We start from the raw sequence: 20,395 nt of genomic DNA, 5'->3' as shown, positions 1-20,395 counted from the left end.
ATTCGAATAGTTAGAAAAAATATACAATTATAAGGAGGCCCATAATGCTAGCAAAATCAGTGATTGAAGACGTTCTCACAGCGGCATTAGCAACTGGGGGAGATTTTTCCGAAGTGTTTCTTGAGGACCGCTATACGAATAATCTGAATCTGCAAGGAGGAAAAATTGAAAATAGCCTATCGGGAAGAGACTTCGGAATTGGCATTCGTGTATTTAAGGGGCTTCAAAGTGTGTACACTTACACAACTGATGGGTCAAAAGAGGGGTTGCTAAAGGCAGCAAGAAATGCAGCGCATGCGATTTCAGGAGAGACAATCATTCGTCCAGAGCCATTAAAAAAGGAAATAATAACTTGTGCCCATTCGATTGCAATAAACCCAAGAGAAACTGAGAAAACAAGAAAAGTGAATGTAATGAAGAAGGCATACGAGATTGCCAAAAACTATCATTCTAGCATTCAGCAAGTGCTTGTACGTTACTTAGACGAAGAGCAAAATGTTCTAATTGCGAATAGTGAAGGCAAATTTATTGAGGATAAAAGAGTTAGAAGCAGGTTAGTTATTCAATCAATCGCTTCTGATGGCAAACAAATGCAGCCAGGTGTCTATGGTCCGGGCGCTCATAAGGGATTTGAGTTTTTTGAGAACTTAAACCTCGAGCATTATGCAAATGAAGCTTCAAGGATAGCGGTAACGATGCTTGGAGCCGATCCTTGTCCGAGCGGAAAATTCCCTGTCATTATAGATAATGAGTTTGGTGGAGTTATATTTCATGAAGCGTGTGGCCACGGACTTGAAGCAACATTTGTTGCTAAGAATAATTCTGTTTTTGCGAATCGAATGGGTGAAAAAGTAGCTTCAGACGTTGTCACATACATTGATGATGGCACGATTGCAAATGAGTGGGGATCGATCACCATCGATGATGAAGGAGAAAAGGCACGTAAAAATGTCTTAATTGAAAATGGAATTTTGAAAGGGTATTTAATCGATAAATTTAACGGCCGCAGAATGGGAATGGAGTCGACAGGATCAGGAAGACGACAGTCCTACCGATTTGCCCCGACTTCGAGAATGACGAATACGTACATTGCGGAAGGAAAATCGACTCCTGAGGAAATTATCAGTAATACTGACCATGGCATCTATGCAAAATATATGGGGGGAGGTTCTGTAAATCCTGCAACGGGAGATTATAACTTTGCTGTAATGGAAGCTTACCTCGTTAAGGATGGAAAGATAGGAAAGCCGCTGAAAGGTGCTACACTTGTGGGGAATGGACCAGAAACAATCAAGCTTGTAGACATGGTTGGAAATAATGTAGCACATGGTGCAGGCATGTGTGGATCATTAAGTGGAAGCATTCCTGTCAATGTTGGCCAGCCGATGATACGAGTCAGTGAAATGACAGTGGGCGGAAGTAAGGAGGGGGAGTAGAATGAATATCCAAGCATTTCAGCAGAAGCTTTTCGAAATCGGTGAACAGCAAGGCTTTACGGATATGGAGCTTTATTTTGAACGTAAGGAAAAATTTAAATGTGGACTGTTTAAGGGGGAAATCGACTCCTATGAGACTTCTGAAATTGCCGGAGGATCATTCCGCGGGCTTTTCAATGGAAAAATGGGCTATGCTTATACAGAGAAGTTAGATGATGATTCCTTATTATATCTCGTTGAAAGCGCGAAGGAAAATGCGCAATTGATTGAGGAAGAAGTTCAAGAGGAGATTTTCAGAGGCAGTGAGGAATATCAAGAAGGGAGCTTCTACTCTACTGAACTTGTTAAAGTGACCGTTCCGGAAAAAATTGAACTCCTTAAAGAAATAGAAAAGCATATATATGCTTATGATGAAAGAGTTAGTGGAACGGATTACTTTATTCTAGAAAGTGAAGAATCAGAGCGTTACATTATTAATAATAAAGGGCTTTCTCTTAATGAGAGACAGAATTATATTGGGATGTTTATTACTGTTGTAGTTAAGCAGGGTGATGAGACGAAAACAGGGGCTTACGTAAAGGCAACTAAGGATTTTTCTTCCTTTGACCCAAAGGAGATTGCCACATATGCAGTGGAGGAAGCCCTGTCAAAGCTTAATGCACAAACGGCAGAAAGCAAACACTATCCTGTATTATTACGTAACGATGCTGCGGGAGACCTATTCCAAACATTCTCAGGAATTTTTTCAGCTGAGAACGCGCAAAAAGGAAGATCAAAGTTAAAAGGGATGGAAGGAGAATCAATTGCTGCTGGAGCACTGCAATTGGTAGATGATCCATTTCTAGAAGACGGCCTATTAAGCAGAAGCTTTGACAGTGAGGGTGTTGCCACAATGAAAAAAGCAGTTGTAAAGGATGGCAAGCTTGTCACTTTGCTTCATAATCGGAAAACAGCTAGCATTGCGGGAGTGGAATCTACAGGAAATGCGTATAAAGGTTCTTACAAAGGCAGCTTAACTGTGTCTCCAACAAATTTATATGTGGTACCGTCAAATAAGAGCCGTGAGGAGCTAACTGCATCGGTTGATGAAGGAATCCTCATTACTGATTTAGCAGGCTTGCACTCTGGTGCAGATACGATATCAGGAGACTTTTCTCTAGCAGCTAATGGCTTTTTAGTAAAGAATGGAAAAATCGAACGCACAGTGAAGCAAATGACGATTGCGGGGAACTTCTTTGATTTATTAAAAAACATAGAGGCAATCGGTTCCGATTTAGCATTCTCGATGTCTAATATTGGCTCTCCATCATTGCTGATTAAAGAATTAGCTGTAACTGTTGAATAGGCTGAAAATGGCATATCACATTGTAGTGGTATGCCTCTTTTGTTTGTTCTATAGGTGTGATTTATGTTTCAATGGAATCAGAAAAGACATTTGGAGGTTCTTTGTGAAGATAATCGCTGCCCTTCCTTATATGATTGTGTCTCGTTCAATTGATTGGAATAAACAATATTTTCAAGAGAGAGAAGAGCAATTGCTTCTAGCGGAAGATAAAATTATATCCCACATAAATGAATTTCTCTTAGATGAAGTCTGGGATATTTCCTACAGAGCATCTAGTTCTGAATTCGGTTTTTTCTATCTTCATACAAATAGGGGATTATTTTCCTTTCAAGTTAAAGCAGAACCGTCTAAATTTATTGGTAAGTATCATAAGATGAAGAAACGGGGAAAAGAGTATGATTAACTTTTTACCCGTTTTTTTTATTTTTGTAAATACCGTCAATAAGAAAAGCAGGAGTCACTCTCCTGCTTAGTCTCTGCTTCCAAGAATACCGAAAATACGTAAAATATTAATGAACAAGTTTATAAAATCAAGATATAGATTAAGTGCCATTAAAGGGACTTCTTCAGCTGATACCCCATAATGCTTCATGCGGTTAAAATCATACAGTACATATCCGCTGAATACGAGTACACCAATGAATGAGAATGCAAGCATTCCTGTAGAGCTCAGCGGCCAAAATAGGCTGAAGATTGAAATGGCAATCAGCGCTAATAGTGCGGCCATTAGCATTCCGCCTAGGAAAGATAAATCCCGTTTTGTCGTCGATGCGTAAATGGCAAGGCCAGTAAATACCGTAGTTGTCGTAGCAAGAGCAAGTAAAACTGGGTTAGGTCCTATAGTCGCTAAGTAGTGCGAAACAATTGGGTACGTGGTGACACCAGAAATAAATGTAAATGCAAACAGGAATGAATAAGACATTGCTTTTTTGCGGCGGATAATAAACGCAAAAATGAGCATCCCAATTTCAAGAATCATGAGTGGCAAAAACATAGCGGGTGGAACAAAAACACCTGCCATCGTACCAGCAAAGGCAATTCCTAAAGAAATCGCAAACGTTCTCAAAACGGATGGCAAATATGGATTAGTTGTTTGTTGTGCATACATATTTTCATTTCTCCTCAAATTAATTTAACTATAGTTAATATACGGGTATCCTTAAAAATGGTTTCAAAAAAGTTATTTTTCCTTTAATAAATCTCTTATTTCTGCTAATAGCTCCTCTTTCTTATCCACTTTCGGTGCAGCTTGTACTTCTTCTTCTTTTTGTCTAAATCGTTTATTAATTATTCTTATAAAGACAAAAATAGAAAATGCAATAATAAGAAAGTCAACAACTGTTTGAATAAAAGCTCCGTATTTTACTTCCGCATTTCCTATTGGAAAAGCAAGGTCTGAGAAGTCAATCCCACTTCCAATAAGAACCCCTACTAACGGCATAATAATGTCATCAACGAGCGAGGAAACAATTTTTCCAAAGGCAGCTCCGATGATGACTCCAACAGCAAGATCTAGAACGTTTCCTCTCAAAGCAAACTTTTTAAACTCATTCCACATGGATGAAAGCACCTTTCTATATAAAAAATTATCGTTATTATACTATTTGTAAGCAGAGGAAGCTAGTTTAAAAGGTCTCAATTTCAAGAAATCGGAAAATCCTTAATACATTCATCTGTGTGAATATTGACCTAGTGTAAAAGAAATTGTTGCGAATGTTTGGGTATCATGTAATTATTAGTATGAATATTCAGTTATTTGTTCTTTGATATTTTATGCTATGCAATATTTTGAGGTTTCTTTACAATACTAAAAGTAGAATACTTTAGGAGGATACAATGGAAAAACACAAACAGCGGAAAGATCCTCGATTTAAAATTGCTGTTAAGGAAGCTTGGATCGGGATTGGATTGGTACTTTTTAATTTTGTCTGGTGGTTTGGCTTTGCTTATGGTCCTCTTGGATCAGAGTCTGTCGAAAACTACCAATATATTTTCGGCTTGCCTGCTTGGTTTTTTTATAGCTGTGTAGTTGGATTTGTCATTATGGCCATTCTTGTTATTTTAGCGGTTAAATTATTTTTTAAAGATGTTTCTTTTGATGATGAAACAGAAGGGGAGGCCGAGACAAAATGAATGGGCAAGTGGTTACCCCGTTAATCATTTTTTTAGTTTTTATTTTTATTATCGGTTTTTGGGCAAGCAAAAAAATGAACTCATCCAATTCTTTTCTTCAGGAATATTTTCTTGGAGGGAGAGAGCTTGGCGGCTTTATATTAGCGATGACAATGATGGCGACATATGGGAGTGCGAGCAGCTTTATTGGCGGTCCTGGTGTAGCGTATACACAAGGGCTTGGATGGGTGCTGCTGGCTATGTCACAAGTCGTCACAGGCTATTTTGTGCTCATGATCCTAGGGAAAAAATTTGCTATCATGGCAAGAAGATATCAGGCAGTTACCTTAATTGACTTTTTAAAGGAACGTTATAAAAGCAAGTGGGTCGTTATACTGTCAGCCTTTAGTATTATTATCTTTTTATTTTCAGCAATGGCAGCCCAATGGGTCGGCGGGGCAAGGCTTATTGAATCACTGACGGGTATTAGCTATATGTCTGCTTTATTTATTTTTGCCATTTCTGTTATGGTTTATGTTGTTATTGGCGGATTTCGTGCGGTCGCCTTAACAGATGCTGTTCAAGGTGCAATCATGTTCATTGGCACACTTATACTTCTTATTGCTGTTATCATTGCAGGTGGCGGAATTCCAAAAATTATCAGCGATTTGGCAGCTGAGAATCCGAAATTAGTTACTCCTTATGGATTTGATGGAGGACTGACACCGCTCTATGTTTCCTCATTTTGGATTCTTGTTGGTGTTGGTGTTGTTGGACTGCCGCAAGTTACGGTCCGTGCCATGTCTTATAAAAACTCGAAAGCGATGCATCGGGCAATTATTATCGGAACAATTGTTGTAGGATCTATCATGCTCGGCATGCATTTAATAGGTGTTTTTGCCCGGCCGATTATGCCTGGTATTGAAGTTGGAGATTCGGTTATGCCGTTAATTGCTCTGAAAGTATTGCCACCATGGCTAGCTGGTGTGGTCTTGGCAGCTCCGATGGCTGCCATCATGTCAACAGTGGATTCTCTTCTGCTACTTGTAAGTTCTACCGTTGTAAAGGATGTATATATTAATTATATAAGACCAAATGCAAGTGAAGGTTCCATTAAAAAAATGAGCTTTGGTGTAACGGCCGTGTTAGGAATCCTTGTTTTTTTAATGGCAATTAGTCCTCCAGATTTGCTTATTTGGCTAAATTTATTTTCCTTTGGCGGTTTAGAGGCAGCATTCATTTGGCCAGTTGTCCTTGGGCTTTATTGGCAAAGAGGAAATAAATTTGGGGCAATAACATCGATGCTTGTTGGGACGGGTTCTTATATCATTATTCACCTTTACTTTCCAAATCCTCTCGGTATGCATACGGTTACCCTTCCGATTGTTTTATCATTGATTGCGTTTATTTCAGTTAGTTTAGTGTCTGGGAAAAAGGAAACAAATCAAGTAAGCCAATTAACCTAATAAAGAAAGAGTGTGAAATCTATATTGATTTTGCACTCTTTTTTAGTTCATTTTTGAAAATTGGGAGATTTGTAGAATCCTTTTTCTTTTGTTACACTCTTAACATAGTGATTGACATACTAGGGAGAATTCAATGAAAAATTATATATATATATTAGCTTTATTGATGCTAGCCGGAATGGCAGCTTGTTCACAGAAACTAGACACAACAATTAAAATAGAAAATCATGAGATGAAAAAAAACACCCAACAATCAAGTGATAATAGATTAGCAGTGATGACAGAAGGAAAAGAAAAGATGGAAACAGTATGGCTGAAGGAAAAAGCACTCTACCAATTTGAAGCAGTGGCTGATGAATTTGAATACACTGTGTTTCTTTTTGCAGATGATGAGCAAAGCCGATTAAAAGAGGCACCTTCAGATAATGCCAATAAAGGGGAACAATTGTACACAGGTCATTATTCTATGTATTTGGCAGAAAAAGATTCAACGGTCGCGTATAAACAGGAAGTGTTGGAGCAAAAGGGAGAATTAACTTTTAGTTCCTCCGCTGTTCAGGCATATCCATTAAACTTAGGGAAAAATACGGTTATTGCAGTGATAGACAAAGAATCACACCCCAATTTCTATTTTATAGATAAAGGAGAAATAAAAGAAATTCAACAAAGTGAGAGCATACTGCCGATTGTTGGTACTAAAGTGAAAGCAGTTAATCAGAAGTTTATTCAAACAGCTCATTTAGTTGGCGGGGAAGATTGGATATTTACGACATGGGGATTTGATAAAGAAGCAATGGTTTTATATAAGCATGATGAGACACAGGTGGAAGAACAAGAAGGGGAGAAATGGTACAAGCTATGGAACGAAAAAAGTGAATACTTTTTTCCGTTTTTAAATATAGAACTTACTAGTGAAGTACTAGAAAAAGCAAAGCAAGGAATTCCTTTAGGAAGCCCATATCCAATTGGAACAAGTATTTCAAATATAAAAAAGTCCAACCCGCATTATATAGATGAGGGAAGAGATGCAATTGATGTTCCGTACGTATCATACCCCGAAATCACCTACTATTTTGAAGAGGCTACAGGTATCGTCAATGCTGTATCCATTCCCGGTGAACGGCTGAAAACCACGTTAACGAATGTGAAAAAATTGTTTGGAACCCCTCAGCAAGAGATAGATAAAGGGGAAGGAAAACTTGCTGTTTATTTGGCAGATAAATACAGTATTGAAATTTTGACCGATAAAGAAGGAAAGGTAAAGCAGATGTTTTTACGAAAAAAATAAATGATCATGCGGAGGAAATCCGCATGATCATTTAAGTGTGCCTTTAAAACGCCCAATCTCCATTACGGAAGACAGGCTCGGATTTGCCGTCAGCAGTAATGCCGTCAATATCCATTTCAGCTGAACCAATCATGAAGTCGACATGTGTTAAGCTATCATTTAATCCATGTTCCTTCAGTTCATCACTGGACATTTGCTTGCCGCCTTCTAAACAGAATGCGTACGCACTGCCGATCGCTAGGTGGTTAGAAGCATTTTCATCAAATAATGTGTTGTAGAAAAGAAGATTGGATTGAGAAATGGGCGAGTTGAAAGGGACAAGTGCCACTTCTCCAAGATAATGTGAGCCCTCGTCTGTTTCGACAAGCTGCTTAAGGATTTCTTCGCCTTCTTCTGCTTTCACATCGACAATGCGTCCATTTTCAAACGTGAGTGTAAAGCGATCAATGATATTGCCTCCGTAGCTTAGAGGCTTTGTGCTCGATACCGTTCCGTTTACACCAGTTCTTAAAGGAACGGTGAATACTTCTTCGGTTGGCATGTTTGCCATGAACTCATGACCTTTTTCATTGATGCTTCCGGCACCACACCATAGGTGCTTTTCAGGAAGCTCGATTGTTAAGTCTGTTCCTGGAGCAGTATAGTGAAGTTTCTTATATCGTTTATTGTTTAAATAATTAACTTTTTCGTGAAGCGTTTCATCATGGTTTTTCCATGCTTGAACTGGATTTTCAACATCTGTATGCGTTGCTTTAAAGATAGCATCCCATAGCAATTGAACTCTTTCCTCTGCAGGTGCATCGGGGAAGACCTTGTCAGCCCATGCAGGTGAAGGAGCTGCGATAACAGTCCAGCTGACTTTGTCAGACATCATCATTTTTCTGTATTTAGACAATGCTTTCCCAGCTGCCTTTTGGAAGTTAGCTATGCGCTCTGGGTTAATTCCTTTAAATAAGTCAGGGCTTGCTGAAACGACTGACATGAATGCTGCACCATTTTCTGCAAGCTCTTCAACTTCCTTTGCACGCCATTCTGGATATTCATTGAAAGCCTCGTCAGGAGCAAGCTCGTATTTTGTACGGGAAACAACATCATCGCTCCAGTTAACAACTACATTATGTGCGCCAGCTTCATATGCTTTTTTTACGACAAGTCGGACGAATTCAGCTGCATCAAGTGTCGTGTTCACGACAAGAGTCTGCCCTTTTTGAATATTTACACCAACTTTTACTGCCAGCTCAGCATATTTTTCTAAGTTTTTTTGAAAGTCACTCATTATGTAATCTCCTTTTTCAGAATCTTCATTAACATTGTAGCGTTTTTATGGCAAAAAAGAAACTTTGAATGATTCAAAAGTTCCTGCTTTATCATATTCCGGTTAGATTATTAATGATTCCGGTCACTTTTGTGAGTTTTCCGGTTAATTTTTCAGTTTATCGGTCACAATAATGATGCTTGTTAAAAAAAGGAATCCTTATCCGGATTCCTTTTTTACTTTCAGATGATTTGACTTTTCAGTCATCGCAAACATAACCCAATATAAGAATGCACTTAATAAGGCAAGTACAGCTAATATAACAAATGTCCAGTCATAGCCAATCCATACAGTTAATGGGATCGAAATGGGGGCAATGGTTTTGCCGATCGTAAAACGAAGGCTTGCCGCTGCAAAATATTGTCCTCTCATATGATCAGGAGCAATTTTAGAAACAAAGCTTTGCTGAATGCCTGCGGCCATCAATTCACCAAGTGTAAAGAGTGCCATCGCAAAAATTAATCCCCAAATCCAATTCGTTTGACCAATCATAAAAATTGCTACTGCGTAGATTAAAGAAGAGAAAACAAACACATTTCTCTCTCTATACTTCGTCATCATTTTCGTAACGACTACTGTAAACAATGCAACTAAAAAGCCATTTTCAGAAAGCAAGATGCCAAAGGCTTGCTCCCCATGGACCGTGAATGACCACTCCCCAAATTGAAGCAACGTCTGATTTTGCACAAACTCTTTCATATAAACGGGAAGCAGCAGGTCGAGCTGCATAAATGTTTGTGCTGCTAGAACACCGGCTATAATAAAAAGCAGAAATGTTTTGTCCCGGAAAATTATTCCATAATCTCTTATTTGATCGATTAAAACAGTATGCCATTTCTTATTTTCTTGGGATAGTCCAGTATGTTCCGGCACGGTTTCTCTCGTCATTTTGGCAAGAAGCCCTGATAGAACGATGCAGATAATCCCCGCAGCAAGTAGCAGCTGATAGCGATAATCGGTATAAAAAATCGCTCCTAAAATCGGACCGACAACAACAGCTATATTAATAGACGTATAGAAAATAGCGAACACATGACTGCGATGCTTTTCTTCGACTACATCGGCAACCATGGCTTGACTTGCTGGCCAATAGAATGAGCTGAAAACACCGACAAGCGCAAAGCAGATAAACCCAATCCATGGGGAGTTTAACCATGGAGAACTAGCTAGAGCGAAAACAAGATAGCATATCCCCTGCCCGAAAGATGACAGAACCATCATCGTTTTACGTCCAAAACGATCGGCGAAATAACCGCCCATTAAGTTAGCTATTACAGAAAATACTTGTGAAAAAATAAGCATTAAGCCAGCTTTGTCTTTCCCAAATTCACCTGCGAAATAAATAGTTAAGAACGGAAAGAACATCCAAAAGGCAATATTTAAAGCGGCTTCCCCAAATAATCGAACCTTTAAATTTGAATCCCAATCTTTAATTCTCATGTTGTTTCCTCTATTTCCATTTTAGAATAACGCTATCATACTACCAAATTTGAGGAAAAAACAAGAAATATTTGAAAAAAGCGGAGAGTTGAAACATTCAATATAGAAAATTAATTAGTATACAAAATAGATAAGAACAGTGGTTAGGGCCCCTACCCAAATACTTAATAAAATGCAATAACCCATAATATGACGAATATGAAGACCGACTACAGCCAGTATTGGCAATGCCCAGAATGGCTGAATTAAGTTAGTCCAAGCGTCCCCCCAGCCAACTGCCATAGCAGTAATCGCAGGATCAACACCGAGCTGGATGCCTGCTGGAACTTGAAGCGGACCTTGCAGTGCCCATTGCCCTCCTCCAGAAGGGGCAAGAATGTTAACGAGACCTGCTGTCCAATACGTAAAAATATCAAATGTATCTTTGCTTGCAATTGAAGCCAGGCCATTAATAATAGCTTCAGCAAGTCCCGAGTTGCCTAGTACGGCAATGATTCCTGCATAAAAAGGAAATTGAAGGATAATAGGAGAGATCGCTGTCCCAGCATCTTTAAAAGCCTTTGCATATCGTCCCAGTGATTTATGGAGAATCAGTCCAAGTGATAAAAAAAGAATATTGATGATATTTAAATCCAGGTCTCTTCCATTAATACATTCATAAACAACATAAACGATTCCGATTAATCCGGTAATAATGCCTAAAAAAGAGGTATTTTCTAATCGTTCTGCAGGAGTTGATTCTATTTCATTGTGATTCTTAGTTTCTGCTTTTTTAGACTGAGATGAATAGGAAATGATGCCTTTTTTAGGAGCCATTAGAACAATAAAGATAGGAAGTGTTATTAATAGTGAGAGGAAGATGATCATTGTTCCGGGATGAAAGATAGTCTCGGAAGTTGGAACAACACCCATAACATTTTCTAGGAAATGGCCTTTAGTGGCAACCGTCAGCCCAATAGAACTAGATAAGCCAGCTGTATAAAGTGCAGTTGGTGTATAGGCAGCTGCAACTAAGAGGGGGAAGTGAGCTTTTTTATTCCTTTTGCCTAATTCCCGGGCAATTATGGCGCCAACCACAACAGCTAGTCCCCAGTTAATATAATAGGCAGCAGAAGATACAAGAAAGGTTATGACATATGCATGATTGGCTGTTTTTGCCTTAGCTGCAATAAAGGCAAGCATTTTTTCAACGATAGGTACAGAAGCTAATGCCATTCCAGTCATTAATAATAGAACCATTTGCATGGTAAAAGTAAGGTAAACCCAGAACCCATCACCAAATGATTTGAAAAGCTCGACAGGTTCAGACGGTCTCATAAAGAAACCGAGGACAAAAACAAGAAGCGTCATTAAAACAGCAATAACAAACGCATCAGGAAGATATCTTTCTACGAGCTTTGAAAAGCGGTCTGCAATTCTGTTTAACATTTCTTCACTCTCCTTCATTAAGTTAGTACATGCTATGAAAGGAGACGAGCTTTTTATGACAAAAAAGATAAAGAGAGGATATTGATCATTCAAAAAACTAGACTAATTCAGAATTGCTGATTCCACTAAGGACGTATGCTATATTTAACTTACGGCAATTTTGAAAGGATGTTTTAAATATGGCAAAAAGTGTTGTAATCGCAGAAAAACCTTCAGTTGCACGAGATATTGCACGTGTGCTGAATTGTAATAAAAAAGGAAATGGGTATCTTGAAGGAGATAAATATATTGTAACTTGGGCATTGGGCCATCTTGTCACACTTGCAGATCCAGAGAGCTATGATGTGAAATATAAAACATGGAATTTAGAAGATCTGCCTATGCTGCCTGAGCGTTTGAAGTTGACGGTGATTAAGCAGACTGGAAAACAGTTTCAAGCGGTTAAAAGTCAGCTGATCAGAAAAGATGTCAATGAAATCATTGTAGCAACAGACGCAGGAAGAGAGGGAGAGTTAGTTGCACGCTGGATAATTGATAAAGTAAAAGTCAATAAACCGCTGAAGCGGCTATGGATCTCATCTGTTACGGATAAGGCGATTAAAGCAGGCTTTGCCAACTTAAAACCTGGTAAAGCGTATGATAATTTATATGCTTCGGCAGTTGCACGTTCAGAAGCAGACTGGTATATCGGTTTAAATGCTACACGCGCCTTAACTACTAGGTTTAATGCTCAGTTAAACTGTGGCCGTGTACAAACACCAACTGTAGCGATCATTGCTGCACGAGAGGAAGAAATTAGAAACTTTAAGGCAAAAACCTATTACGGCTTTGAAGCCCAAACAACCAATCATTTAAAGCTGACTTGGCAGGATGCAAAAGGGAACAGCCGCAGCTTTGATAAAGAGAAAATCGATGGAATCGTGAAGAAACTCGGCAGCAAAAATGCCATTGTAACAGAAATGGAGAAAAAGCAGAAGAAGTCCTATGCTCCAGGTCTTTATGATTTAACAGAGCTGCAGCGTGATGCAAATAAAATCTTTGGCTATTCGGCAAAGGAAACGTTAAACATTATGCAAAAGCTGTATGAACAGCATAAAGTTTTAACCTATCCTCGAACGGATTCACGTTATATTTCTTCAGACATCGTCGGAACGCTTCCTGAACGCTTAAAAGCATGTGGAATCGGAGAATTTCGCTCATTAGCTAATAAGATTTTAAACAAACCGATAAAAGCGTCAAAATCATTTGTGGATGATAGCAAAGTATCTGATCACCATGCCATTATTCCAACAGAAAGCTATGTGAATTTCTCTGCATTTACAGATAAAGAGCGCAAAATTTATGAGCTAGTTGTTAAACGATTTTTAGCCGTATTATTCCCTGCCTTTGAATATGAGCAATTAACCCTTCGTGCAAAAATTGGTGAGGAGTACTTTGCTGCAAGAGGGAAAACAATTTTATCACTCGGCTGGAAGGAAGTATATGAAAATCGCTTTGAAGATGATGATGCAGCAGATGATTTGAAAGAACAACTTTTGCCTCGCATAGAAAAAGGAGACACATTAAACGTAAAACTAATTGCTCAAACATCTGGTCAAACGAAGCCACCTGCACGTTTTAATGAGGCAACATTACTTTCGGCAATGGAAAATCCAACAAAGTATATGAATACAGAGGATAAAAAATTAGCAGAAACGTTAAAATCAACTGGTGGTCTAGGAACTGTTGCCACAAGGGCAGACATTATTGATAAACTTTTCAATTCATTCCTTATTGAAAAGAGGGGCAAAGATATTTATATTACCTCAAAAGGAAAGCAGCTATTGGATTTAGTGCCTGAAGAGCTAAAATCGCCTAGTTTAACAGCAGAGTGGGAGCAGAAGCTCGAAGCAATCGCCGCGGGCAAGCTGAAAAAGGAAGTCTTTATTGGTGAGATGAAACGATATACGAAAGAGATTGTAGCGGAAATCAAAGCAAGCAATAAAAAATACAAGCACGACAACATTTCCACAAAGAGCTGCCCAGACTGTGGAAAACCAATGCTTGAAGTGAATGGAAAAAAAGGCAAGATGCTCGTATGCCAGGATAGAGAATGTGGACATCGAAAAAATGTCGCACGCGTAACAAATGCACGCTGCCCACAATGTAAGAAGAAGCTAGAGCTCCGAGGGGAAGGAGAAGGCCAAATATTCGCATGTAAATGCGGCTATCGTGAAAAACTATCGGCTTTCGAGGCACGCCGTAAAAAGGAATCAAAGGGGAAAGTAGATAAACGTACTGTACAAAAGTATTTAAAGGAACAAAATAAACAAGATGAACCAATCAATAATGCATTAGCAGAGGCGTTAAAGGGATTAAAATTTGATTAAGAGTTCGTTACTCTTTAATGTTGGTACTTTTCTAAAAGATTGTTATTTTGAACCAGTTGTTTAAATGAATAATGATTGCCAAAAACTTTGGTTAATTGAAGCGGAAGGTGAGAGACTCCAGAAGGAGAAGTGGGACAGCTGAGACTCTACAGGCGCAAATGCGCCGAGTAGGCTAACCGCCCACCCTTCGGGACGCTGAGCGACCTGCAGCGGAAATTAACCTCTATTCCCTAAGTATTAGTCTGCATCATTATTAAAAAAAACACTTTACTCTGCTAACGATCTAATAATCTAACTTGTTAAAATTTTACAAATATTCATTGACAATAAATCTGTTCTGATCGTAAAATTAATTATATTCGGAAAATTTTCGATTGGAATGATTGCTATGACTTGTCAATCAGTAGCTTGTTCATACAAAAAGGCTGTATTTCAAACGCTTGTTTGAAGTACAGCCTTTTCTTTATCTCACTAATGTACTGAGGAGGAAGGAAATGGTTATTTTATCTGGAAACACATTAACTTTAGAGGAAGTAAAAAAGGTTTTATTCAATAATGAAAAGGTTTCAGCATCTGAGGAAAGCATGGATAAGGTTAGGAAGAGTCATGACGCAGTTAAGAAAATCGTAAATGAGGAAAGAGTTGTATATGGAATTAATACGGGATTTGGAAAATTTAGCGATGTCCTCATTGATCCGAATGATGTGAACGATCTTCAGCTTAATCTTATTCGTTCTCATGCCTGTGGAGTAGGGGAGCCATTTCCCGAGCTTGTGTCACGTGCTATGGTGCTCTTACGGGCTAATGCGTTACTGAAGGGATTTTCAGGGGCACGACCTATTATTATTGAGCGTCTGATTGATTTAGTAAATAAAGAAATCCATCCAGTGATTCCGCAGCAAGGGTCACTTGGTGCTAGCGGGGATCTTGCACCGCTTTCCCACCTTGCACTCGTTCTAGTAGGTGAGGGAGAGGTTTATTATAAAGGGGAAAGAAGATCATCTAATGAGGTTCTTTCAGAAGAAGGAATGGAGCCTCTTACTTTAGAAGCAAAAGAAGGACTAGCATTAATTAATGGGACACAGGCAATGACAGCGATGGGGGTTGTCGGCTATCTGGAGGCAGAGAAGCTTGCCTATCAAAGTGAATTGATTGCTGCGGTTACGATGGAAGGCCTAAATGGCATTATTGATGCATTTGATGAGAAAATTCATATGGCAAGAGGCTATAAACAGCAGGTAGATACGGCTAGGCGAATCCGAGAATACTTATCTGGGAGTGCTTTAATTACTAAGCAAGGGGATATTCGTGTTCAGGATGCATACTCCATTCGTTGTATTCCTCAAGTGCATGGAGCTTCATGGCAGGCGCTTGATTATGTAAAAGAAAAGCTAGAAATCGAAATAAATGCAGCAACCGATAATCCGCTCATTTTTGATGAGGGTGATCATGTCATTTCAGGTGGGAACTTCCATGGGCAGCCGATTGCCTTTGCCATGGACTTTATGAAGATTGCTGTCGCAGAGCTCGCTAATATTTCTGAGCGAAGAATTGAACGTTTAGTCAATCCACAGCTAAGTGACTTGCCGCCATTTTTAAGCCCAGAACCAGGTCTTCAATCAGGGGCGATGATCCTGCAATATGCTGCGGCGTCACTTGTATCTGAAAACAAAACCTTAGCCCATCCGGCAAGCGTGGATTCAATTCCCTCCTCAGCTAACCAAGAGGATCATGTGAGTATGGGTACAATTGGATCAAGACATGCGTATCAAATTGTTCAGAATGTGAATCATGTCCTTGCGATCGAACTAATTTGTGCGCTCCAGGCAGTAGAATACAGAGGAATTGAGAAAATGGCAGATAAAACAAAACGCTTCTATGAAGAGGCACGGAAGATTGTTCCTTCTATTACAAAGGATCGTATCTTTTCAAAGGATATTTCAGTATGCGCTGCATGGCTAAAGGGTGTAAAAATCGATTTAATATAGAATGAAAGCGGGTCTAAATATATTAGACCCGCTTTTTCCCCTAATATTATCAGTCTTCCTCTTCCTCGACACGATTTTTAAAGGCTTCTTGAACAACAAGAAATTCTTCATCTTCCTGTGCTTCTGTAGCTGCACGCTTTTCAGTTTCGGCAATGTCAGGGAAATTCCCTGGATGATTTTTCTTTTTATGATTAAAATGTTCACCGCGAGCGATAGTAAACACCCCTTTCCTATATCTTCAAGTAGCTTCCCCCTATTCGAGAAACCTATGTAGATTAAATTTGGGTGATTTTCATTAAAAGAAGGTCTAGGTGAAAGTGTTAATTTAAGAAATATATCCCTTCATAGTAAGTTTGTCCATTCGATTCATTTTTGATTACATATTCTATAGTAATTGAGATGGAAGGAGGGGGAATATTATGTGTAATAGTTGGGGCCACCATAATAACCACCATGATAATAGCAATAGACGAGTTATAAATGCTGATCAGGTTATTATTCGTGCAAACAGAGTGTTCGTTATGGGTGCGGAAGATGACAATAATCATGGTCATCATTGCAGAAGAAGAAATGTAGCTGGTGTAGAAGACCGTAATAGACATTGCTGCAGAAGAAGATGCTGCTGGTTTTAATGAATGAAAGTCGGAAGCAGGGATAACATCCCTGCTTTCTAATTTGACCTCTCCATTTAATGCATAAAAAATGAAAATCAATTAAATATGTAATTTCACCTAAAGCTTATAAGAATATTGTCGAAATAAGAAGTAAGAAATCATTTACTATATCGAGGATTTTCAATGTATTTTTGATTAAAAATATCATTTATAGATTAATAGAAATAGGAGAGAGCATATGGATAAAACATCGTTAATTGGATTAATATTAGGAATCGTTGCTGTAGGGGTAGGGATGGTATTAAAAGGGGTTGATCTGCATGCATTGGCTAACCCAGCGGCTATCCTAATAATCCTGGCAGGTACAGCTGCAACAGTTATTATTGCATTCCCAACTAGTGAAATCAAACGGGTTCCCAAATTATTTGGCGTCATTTTTAAGGAAAAAAAACAAATGGATCCGATTGATCTAATCAAAATGATTTCTGAGTGGGCACAATTAGCAAGAAAAGAAGGGCTGCTTGCTCTTGAAGCAAAAACGAGCGAAATAGACGACCCGTTTCTAAAAAATGGTTTGTCATTAGCGGTTGATGGACAGAGTGCCGATTACATACGTGACGTTTTAAGTGAAGAAATTGAGGCAATGGAAGAAAGACATTCAGCTGGAGCACTAATTTTTACACAGGCTGGAACCTATGCTCCAACCTTGGGGGTATTAGGGGCAGTAGTAGGCTTGATAGCAGCATTGAAGGATATGAGTGACACAGATGCTTTAGGGCATGCGATCAGTGCGGCTTTCGTTGCAACTTTACTAGGGATATTCACTGGATATGTGCTTTGGCACCCATTCGCAAATAAGTTAAAACGTAAATCAAAACAAGAAGTAAAGCTTAAATCAATGATGATTGAAGGCGTATTATCTGTCTTGGAAGGAGAAGCACCAAGAGTGATTGAGCAAAAATTAGCTTCTTATTTACCTGTTGGGGATAGAAAGAAATTTCTTGAAGAAAGCAGTGTGAAGAAGGATGAGTAAACGAAGAAAGAAAAAGGGTCATGACGAAGGGCATGTGGATGAATCTTGGCTTCTTCCTTATTCTGATCTTCTAACATTATTGCTAGCCTTATTTATTGTACTTTTTGCATCTAGTTCAATCGATGCAGTTAAGTTTCAGGCGATTTCAAAAGCATTCAGCAGTGCACTTACAGGGGGGACTGGGATGATGGAGTTCCCAAGTCCATTGCCAGAGGGACAAATGCAGGCGGATGAAGAGACTAAGGACAAAAACAATGACGACCCAAATGGTCTGCAAATTGATAAAAAGCTGCTTCAAAAGGTAGATCAGAAGGAATTGGAAGCTGTCCAAGAGAAGGTAAACAAATATATTGAAGAAAATCAGTTAACAGGGAAACTGCAAACATCTTTAACAGGCGAAGGCCTAATGGTTTCTATAAGAGATAATGTGTTATTTGCACCAGGAAGTGCAGATGTCCGGCCAGAGGATTTAAAGATTGCCAACGAAATTGCTGAACTTCTAATTATGGACCCGCCAAGAAATATTATCATAAGCGGGCACACAGATAATGTTCCAATCGGGAATGCGCCATTTGAATCAAACTGGGAATTAAGTGTGATGCGGGCTATTAATTTTATGAAAATTATTTTGAAAAATAATGAACTTGATCCAAGAATGTTCAGTGCAAAAGGATTTGGTGAATTCCAGCCTGTCGCTTCAAATGATTCAATTGAAGGAAAAGCAAAAAATAGAAGGGTAGAAATTTTAATTTTACCAAGAACTGAAGCTGAACCTAAATAGGTTTGGCTTTTTTCTTTAAAAGAAAAAAACTGCTAATAGGCAGCAGCTAATAAAATGCATGAATTATTTATTTCCCTCCTGGTTAACGGTTTTATCGGGTTTACACATATGATCGATTAGAATTCCAAGACCAATCATTGAAACAATAGGAATGGTAAAATTTAATATCCAAATATAAACCATATGGTTTCCTCCTAAAAGATTTTACAATGTAAGTATCTTACTTACATTATATTCTATTTTTAACAATCAATACAATGAATATTCAGAAAAAATACATAATTATATATTGACAAATAACATTCATGAACAACTGCTCACAACCAATGTAAATGTCGATCTGCCTAATTTCTACTGTGCGGGTGTTACCTCGTACATAAAGGCTTGTTCAATTAATTAGACCGTCCATTCCCTTTTTACACAGAAAAAGAGCCCATAATGGGCTCTTCTGTCCTTACGCTGAAATATCCGCTTCAGTATGCATCATATTCTGGTCATTAGACTTTTTACCATGTAGAAGATAATAAGCAAATAAAGCAAGGAGAATCACAATAGCAAGAACTAAATACAAATTGGATAGATTCGTGTATACTGCCACAACACCTAGTGTATAGGAACCAATCCCAATCCCTGAATCAAAAAACGTGAAAAATGTAGAGGTAGCTAATCCCCTTTTTGAAGGTGCTGAGTTTTTAATGGCAACAGTTTGTAGACTTGGGGAAAGGCTCCCATAGCCTAGTCCGATAATAGCAGCTGAAAATAGGAATAAGAAGGTGCTGTTAGCCTGACTTAGCAGAACCATTCCGATAGCAAACAAAATAATAGACGGGTAAACGATTTTATTTTCCCCATAAAGGTCAAACCATTTTCCTGTAAATGGTCGTGATAGAACAATCGCAACAGCATAAACAACAAAGAAAAAGCTAGCCGCTTTAAATAATCCTAATTCCTTTGCGTAAACAGAGATAAACGAAAGGATTCCTGAATAAGCAAGAGCTAATATTCCACCTACAATGGATACTGAAATGGCATTCTTTTCGAAAAAGCTGCCAATCGAGAATTTAGAATGTACGGTTTCTACAAGGGGTGAAGCCTCAGGAATACGAACAATAAATGACAATACGAGTGCAAAGAAGGCTAAAACAGTACACAAGATAAAGAGAAGCTGAAAACTTGTTATTTGGATAACCGTTAGGCCAGCAAACGGGCCAATGACCATCGCTAAATTCATAAATAATGCATAATATCCAAGTCCTTCTCCTTTTCTTTCATTTGGAACAATGTCAGCAATGATTGCTCCTGTTGCAGTTGTTGCCATCCCAAACCCGATTCCATGCAGGAACCTGAGTCCAAGCAGTAAGGGAATCGAATTTGTCCATAAATACAAAAGACTTGAGATTAAAAAGATAATAACGGAAGAAAGAAGGATTTTTTTTCGTCCGATCACATCAATCCATTTTCCTGTAAATGGTCGACATAAAACGGCTGCAATTAAAAATACGGCTACAATTAATCCAACTTGGGTTTCATTTCCATCTAATTCATCTAATACATATAGCGGTAATGTTGTAAGCAAAATATAAAAGACAAGAAATAAAAATAAACTAATAAAGGAAATTCCTAAAAAATTCTTTGTCCATAGTGGTTGTTTCTTCATGATGACCTCCGTAAAATAGTAAGATTTTTAACTAGATGATTTTCGGAGTAAAAGTTAGCTGAAGTAAGGGAGTGGACCACAATAAATAAGCAATCGGCAGGGCACCGATTGCCAAGAATTTAC

General features: G+C 38.6%; 18 protein-coding genes. 11 read left to right on the top strand and 7 right to left on the bottom strand.

The window, feature by feature from the left end:
• Positions 1 to 44: 44 nt before the first annotated feature.
• The 3 genes from RUH74_RS08580 (at position 45) to RUH74_RS08570 (ending at position 3,184) form a co-directional block, all read left to right on the top strand.
• Positions 45 to 1,436, top strand: coding sequence for a TldD/PmbA family protein (locus tag RUH74_RS08580; RefSeq protein WP_313799876.1), 1,392 nt, complete (start codon positions 45 to 47; stop codon positions 1,434 to 1,436).
• 1 nt (position 1,437) lies between these two features.
• Positions 1,438 to 2,781, top strand: a complete 1,344-nt coding sequence (locus RUH74_RS08575; RefSeq protein ID WP_313799875.1) for a TldD/PmbA family protein — start codon at positions 1,438 to 1,440, stop codon at positions 2,779 to 2,781.
• A 103-nt stretch (positions 2,782 to 2,884) separates the two neighbouring features.
• Positions 2,885 to 3,184, top strand: a complete 300-nt coding sequence (locus RUH74_RS08570) for a hypothetical protein (RefSeq protein ID WP_313799874.1) — start codon at positions 2,885 to 2,887, stop codon at positions 3,182 to 3,184.
• A gap of 66 nt (positions 3,185 to 3,250) precedes the next feature.
• Here RUH74_RS08570 and RUH74_RS08565 read toward each other — a convergent pair whose 3' ends face one another.
• Positions 3,251 to 3,889: a Bax inhibitor-1/YccA family protein gene (locus RUH74_RS08565; protein ID WP_313799873.1), complete on the bottom strand. Its 639-nt coding sequence runs from the start codon at positions 3,887 to 3,889 to the stop codon at positions 3,251 to 3,253.
• Positions 3,890 to 3,961: 72 nt separating this feature from the next.
• Complete coding sequence (gene mscL / locus RUH74_RS08560; protein ID WP_313799872.1) at positions 3,962 to 4,339, bottom strand: large conductance mechanosensitive channel protein MscL; 378 nt, start codon at positions 4,337 to 4,339, stop codon at positions 3,962 to 3,964.
• A gap of 278 nt (positions 4,340 to 4,617) precedes the next feature.
• Between mscL and RUH74_RS08555 the strand changes: the two genes are divergently transcribed.
• The 3 genes from RUH74_RS08555 (at position 4,618) to RUH74_RS08545 (ending at position 7,647) form a co-directional block, all read left to right on the top strand.
• Positions 4,618 to 4,914: a YhdT family protein gene (locus tag RUH74_RS08555; RefSeq protein ID WP_313799871.1), complete on the top strand. Its 297-nt coding sequence runs from the start codon at positions 4,618 to 4,620 to the stop codon at positions 4,912 to 4,914.
• Positions 4,911 to 6,359, top strand: a complete 1,449-nt coding sequence (gene panF / locus RUH74_RS08550) for a sodium/pantothenate symporter (RefSeq protein ID WP_313799870.1) — start codon at positions 4,911 to 4,913, stop codon at positions 6,357 to 6,359. The genes RUH74_RS08555 and panF overlap by 4 nt, the downstream gene beginning before the upstream one ends.
• 133 nt (positions 6,360 to 6,492) lie before the next feature.
• On the top strand, positions 6,493 to 7,647 hold the full coding sequence (locus tag RUH74_RS08545) for a DUF4309 domain-containing protein (RefSeq protein WP_313799869.1): 1,155 nt from the start codon (positions 6,493 to 6,495) through the stop codon (positions 7,645 to 7,647).
• Positions 7,648 to 7,690: 43 nt separating this feature from the next.
• Here RUH74_RS08545 and RUH74_RS08540 read toward each other — a convergent pair whose 3' ends face one another.
• From RUH74_RS08540 to RUH74_RS08530, 3 genes are all read right to left on the bottom strand, one after another.
• Positions 7,691 to 8,923 carry an aminopeptidase gene (locus tag RUH74_RS08540; protein WP_313799868.1) on the bottom strand — a complete coding sequence of 411 codons (1,233 nt, stop codon included), beginning with the start codon at positions 8,921 to 8,923 and terminating at the stop codon, positions 7,691 to 7,693.
• Positions 8,924 to 9,121: 198 nt separating this feature from the next.
• On the bottom strand, positions 9,122 to 10,402 hold the full coding sequence (locus RUH74_RS08535; protein ID WP_313799867.1) for an MDR family MFS transporter: 1,281 nt from the start codon (positions 10,400 to 10,402) through the stop codon (positions 9,122 to 9,124).
• Positions 10,403 to 10,516: 114 nt separating this feature from the next.
• A complete protein-coding gene (locus RUH74_RS08530) occupies positions 10,517 to 11,830 on the bottom strand; it encodes a short-chain fatty acid transporter (protein ID WP_313799866.1) in 1,314 nt (437 codons plus the stop codon).
• Positions 11,831 to 12,009: 179 nt separating this feature from the next.
• Between RUH74_RS08530 and RUH74_RS08525 the strand changes: the two genes are divergently transcribed.
• Positions 12,010 to 14,199, top strand: a complete 2,190-nt coding sequence (locus RUH74_RS08525; protein WP_313799865.1) for a DNA topoisomerase III — start codon at positions 12,010 to 12,012, stop codon at positions 14,197 to 14,199.
• 494 nt (positions 14,200 to 14,693) lie between these two features.
• Positions 14,694 to 16,187: a histidine ammonia-lyase gene (gene hutH / locus RUH74_RS08520; protein WP_313799864.1), complete on the top strand. Its 1,494-nt coding sequence runs from the start codon at positions 14,694 to 14,696 to the stop codon at positions 16,185 to 16,187.
• Between the two features lie 49 nt (positions 16,188 to 16,236).
• On the opposite strand, the gene RUH74_RS08515 is transcribed toward hutH, so the two are convergent.
• Positions 16,237 to 16,410 carry a hypothetical protein gene (locus RUH74_RS08515; protein ID WP_313799863.1) on the bottom strand — a complete coding sequence of 58 codons (174 nt, stop codon included), beginning with the start codon at positions 16,408 to 16,410 and terminating at the stop codon, positions 16,237 to 16,239.
• Positions 16,411 to 16,606: 196 nt separating this feature from the next.
• On the opposite strand from RUH74_RS08515, the gene RUH74_RS08510 reads away from it, so the two are divergent.
• The 3 genes from RUH74_RS08510 (at position 16,607) to motB (ending at position 18,615) form a co-directional block, all read left to right on the top strand.
• Positions 16,607 to 16,819, top strand: coding sequence for a hypothetical protein (locus RUH74_RS08510; RefSeq protein ID WP_313799862.1), 213 nt, complete (start codon positions 16,607 to 16,609; stop codon positions 16,817 to 16,819).
• Positions 16,820 to 17,039: 220 nt separating this feature from the next.
• Positions 17,040 to 17,834 carry a flagellar motor stator protein MotA gene (gene motA / locus RUH74_RS08505; RefSeq protein WP_313799861.1) on the top strand — a complete coding sequence of 265 codons (795 nt, stop codon included), beginning with the start codon at positions 17,040 to 17,042 and terminating at the stop codon, positions 17,832 to 17,834.
• On the top strand, positions 17,827 to 18,615 hold the full coding sequence (gene motB / locus RUH74_RS08500; protein WP_313799860.1) for a flagellar motor protein MotB: 789 nt from the start codon (positions 17,827 to 17,829) through the stop codon (positions 18,613 to 18,615). The genes motA and motB overlap by 8 nt, the downstream gene beginning before the upstream one ends.
• Before the next feature lie 454 nt (positions 18,616 to 19,069).
• Here motB and RUH74_RS08495 read toward each other — a convergent pair whose 3' ends face one another.
• Positions 19,070 to 20,272 (bottom strand): MFS transporter, encoded by a 1,203-nt coding sequence (locus tag RUH74_RS08495; RefSeq protein ID WP_313799859.1) that lies wholly within the window; start codon positions 20,270 to 20,272, stop codon positions 19,070 to 19,072.
• Between the last annotated feature and the right edge of the window lie 123 nt (positions 20,273 to 20,395).

The sequence above is a fragment of the Cytobacillus sp. genome (genome assembly GCF_032154635.1).
GTDB lineage: Bacteria > Bacillota > Bacilli > Bacillales > Cytobacillaceae > Cytobacillus.
This window is presented reverse-complemented; position numbering and strand designations above follow the sequence as displayed.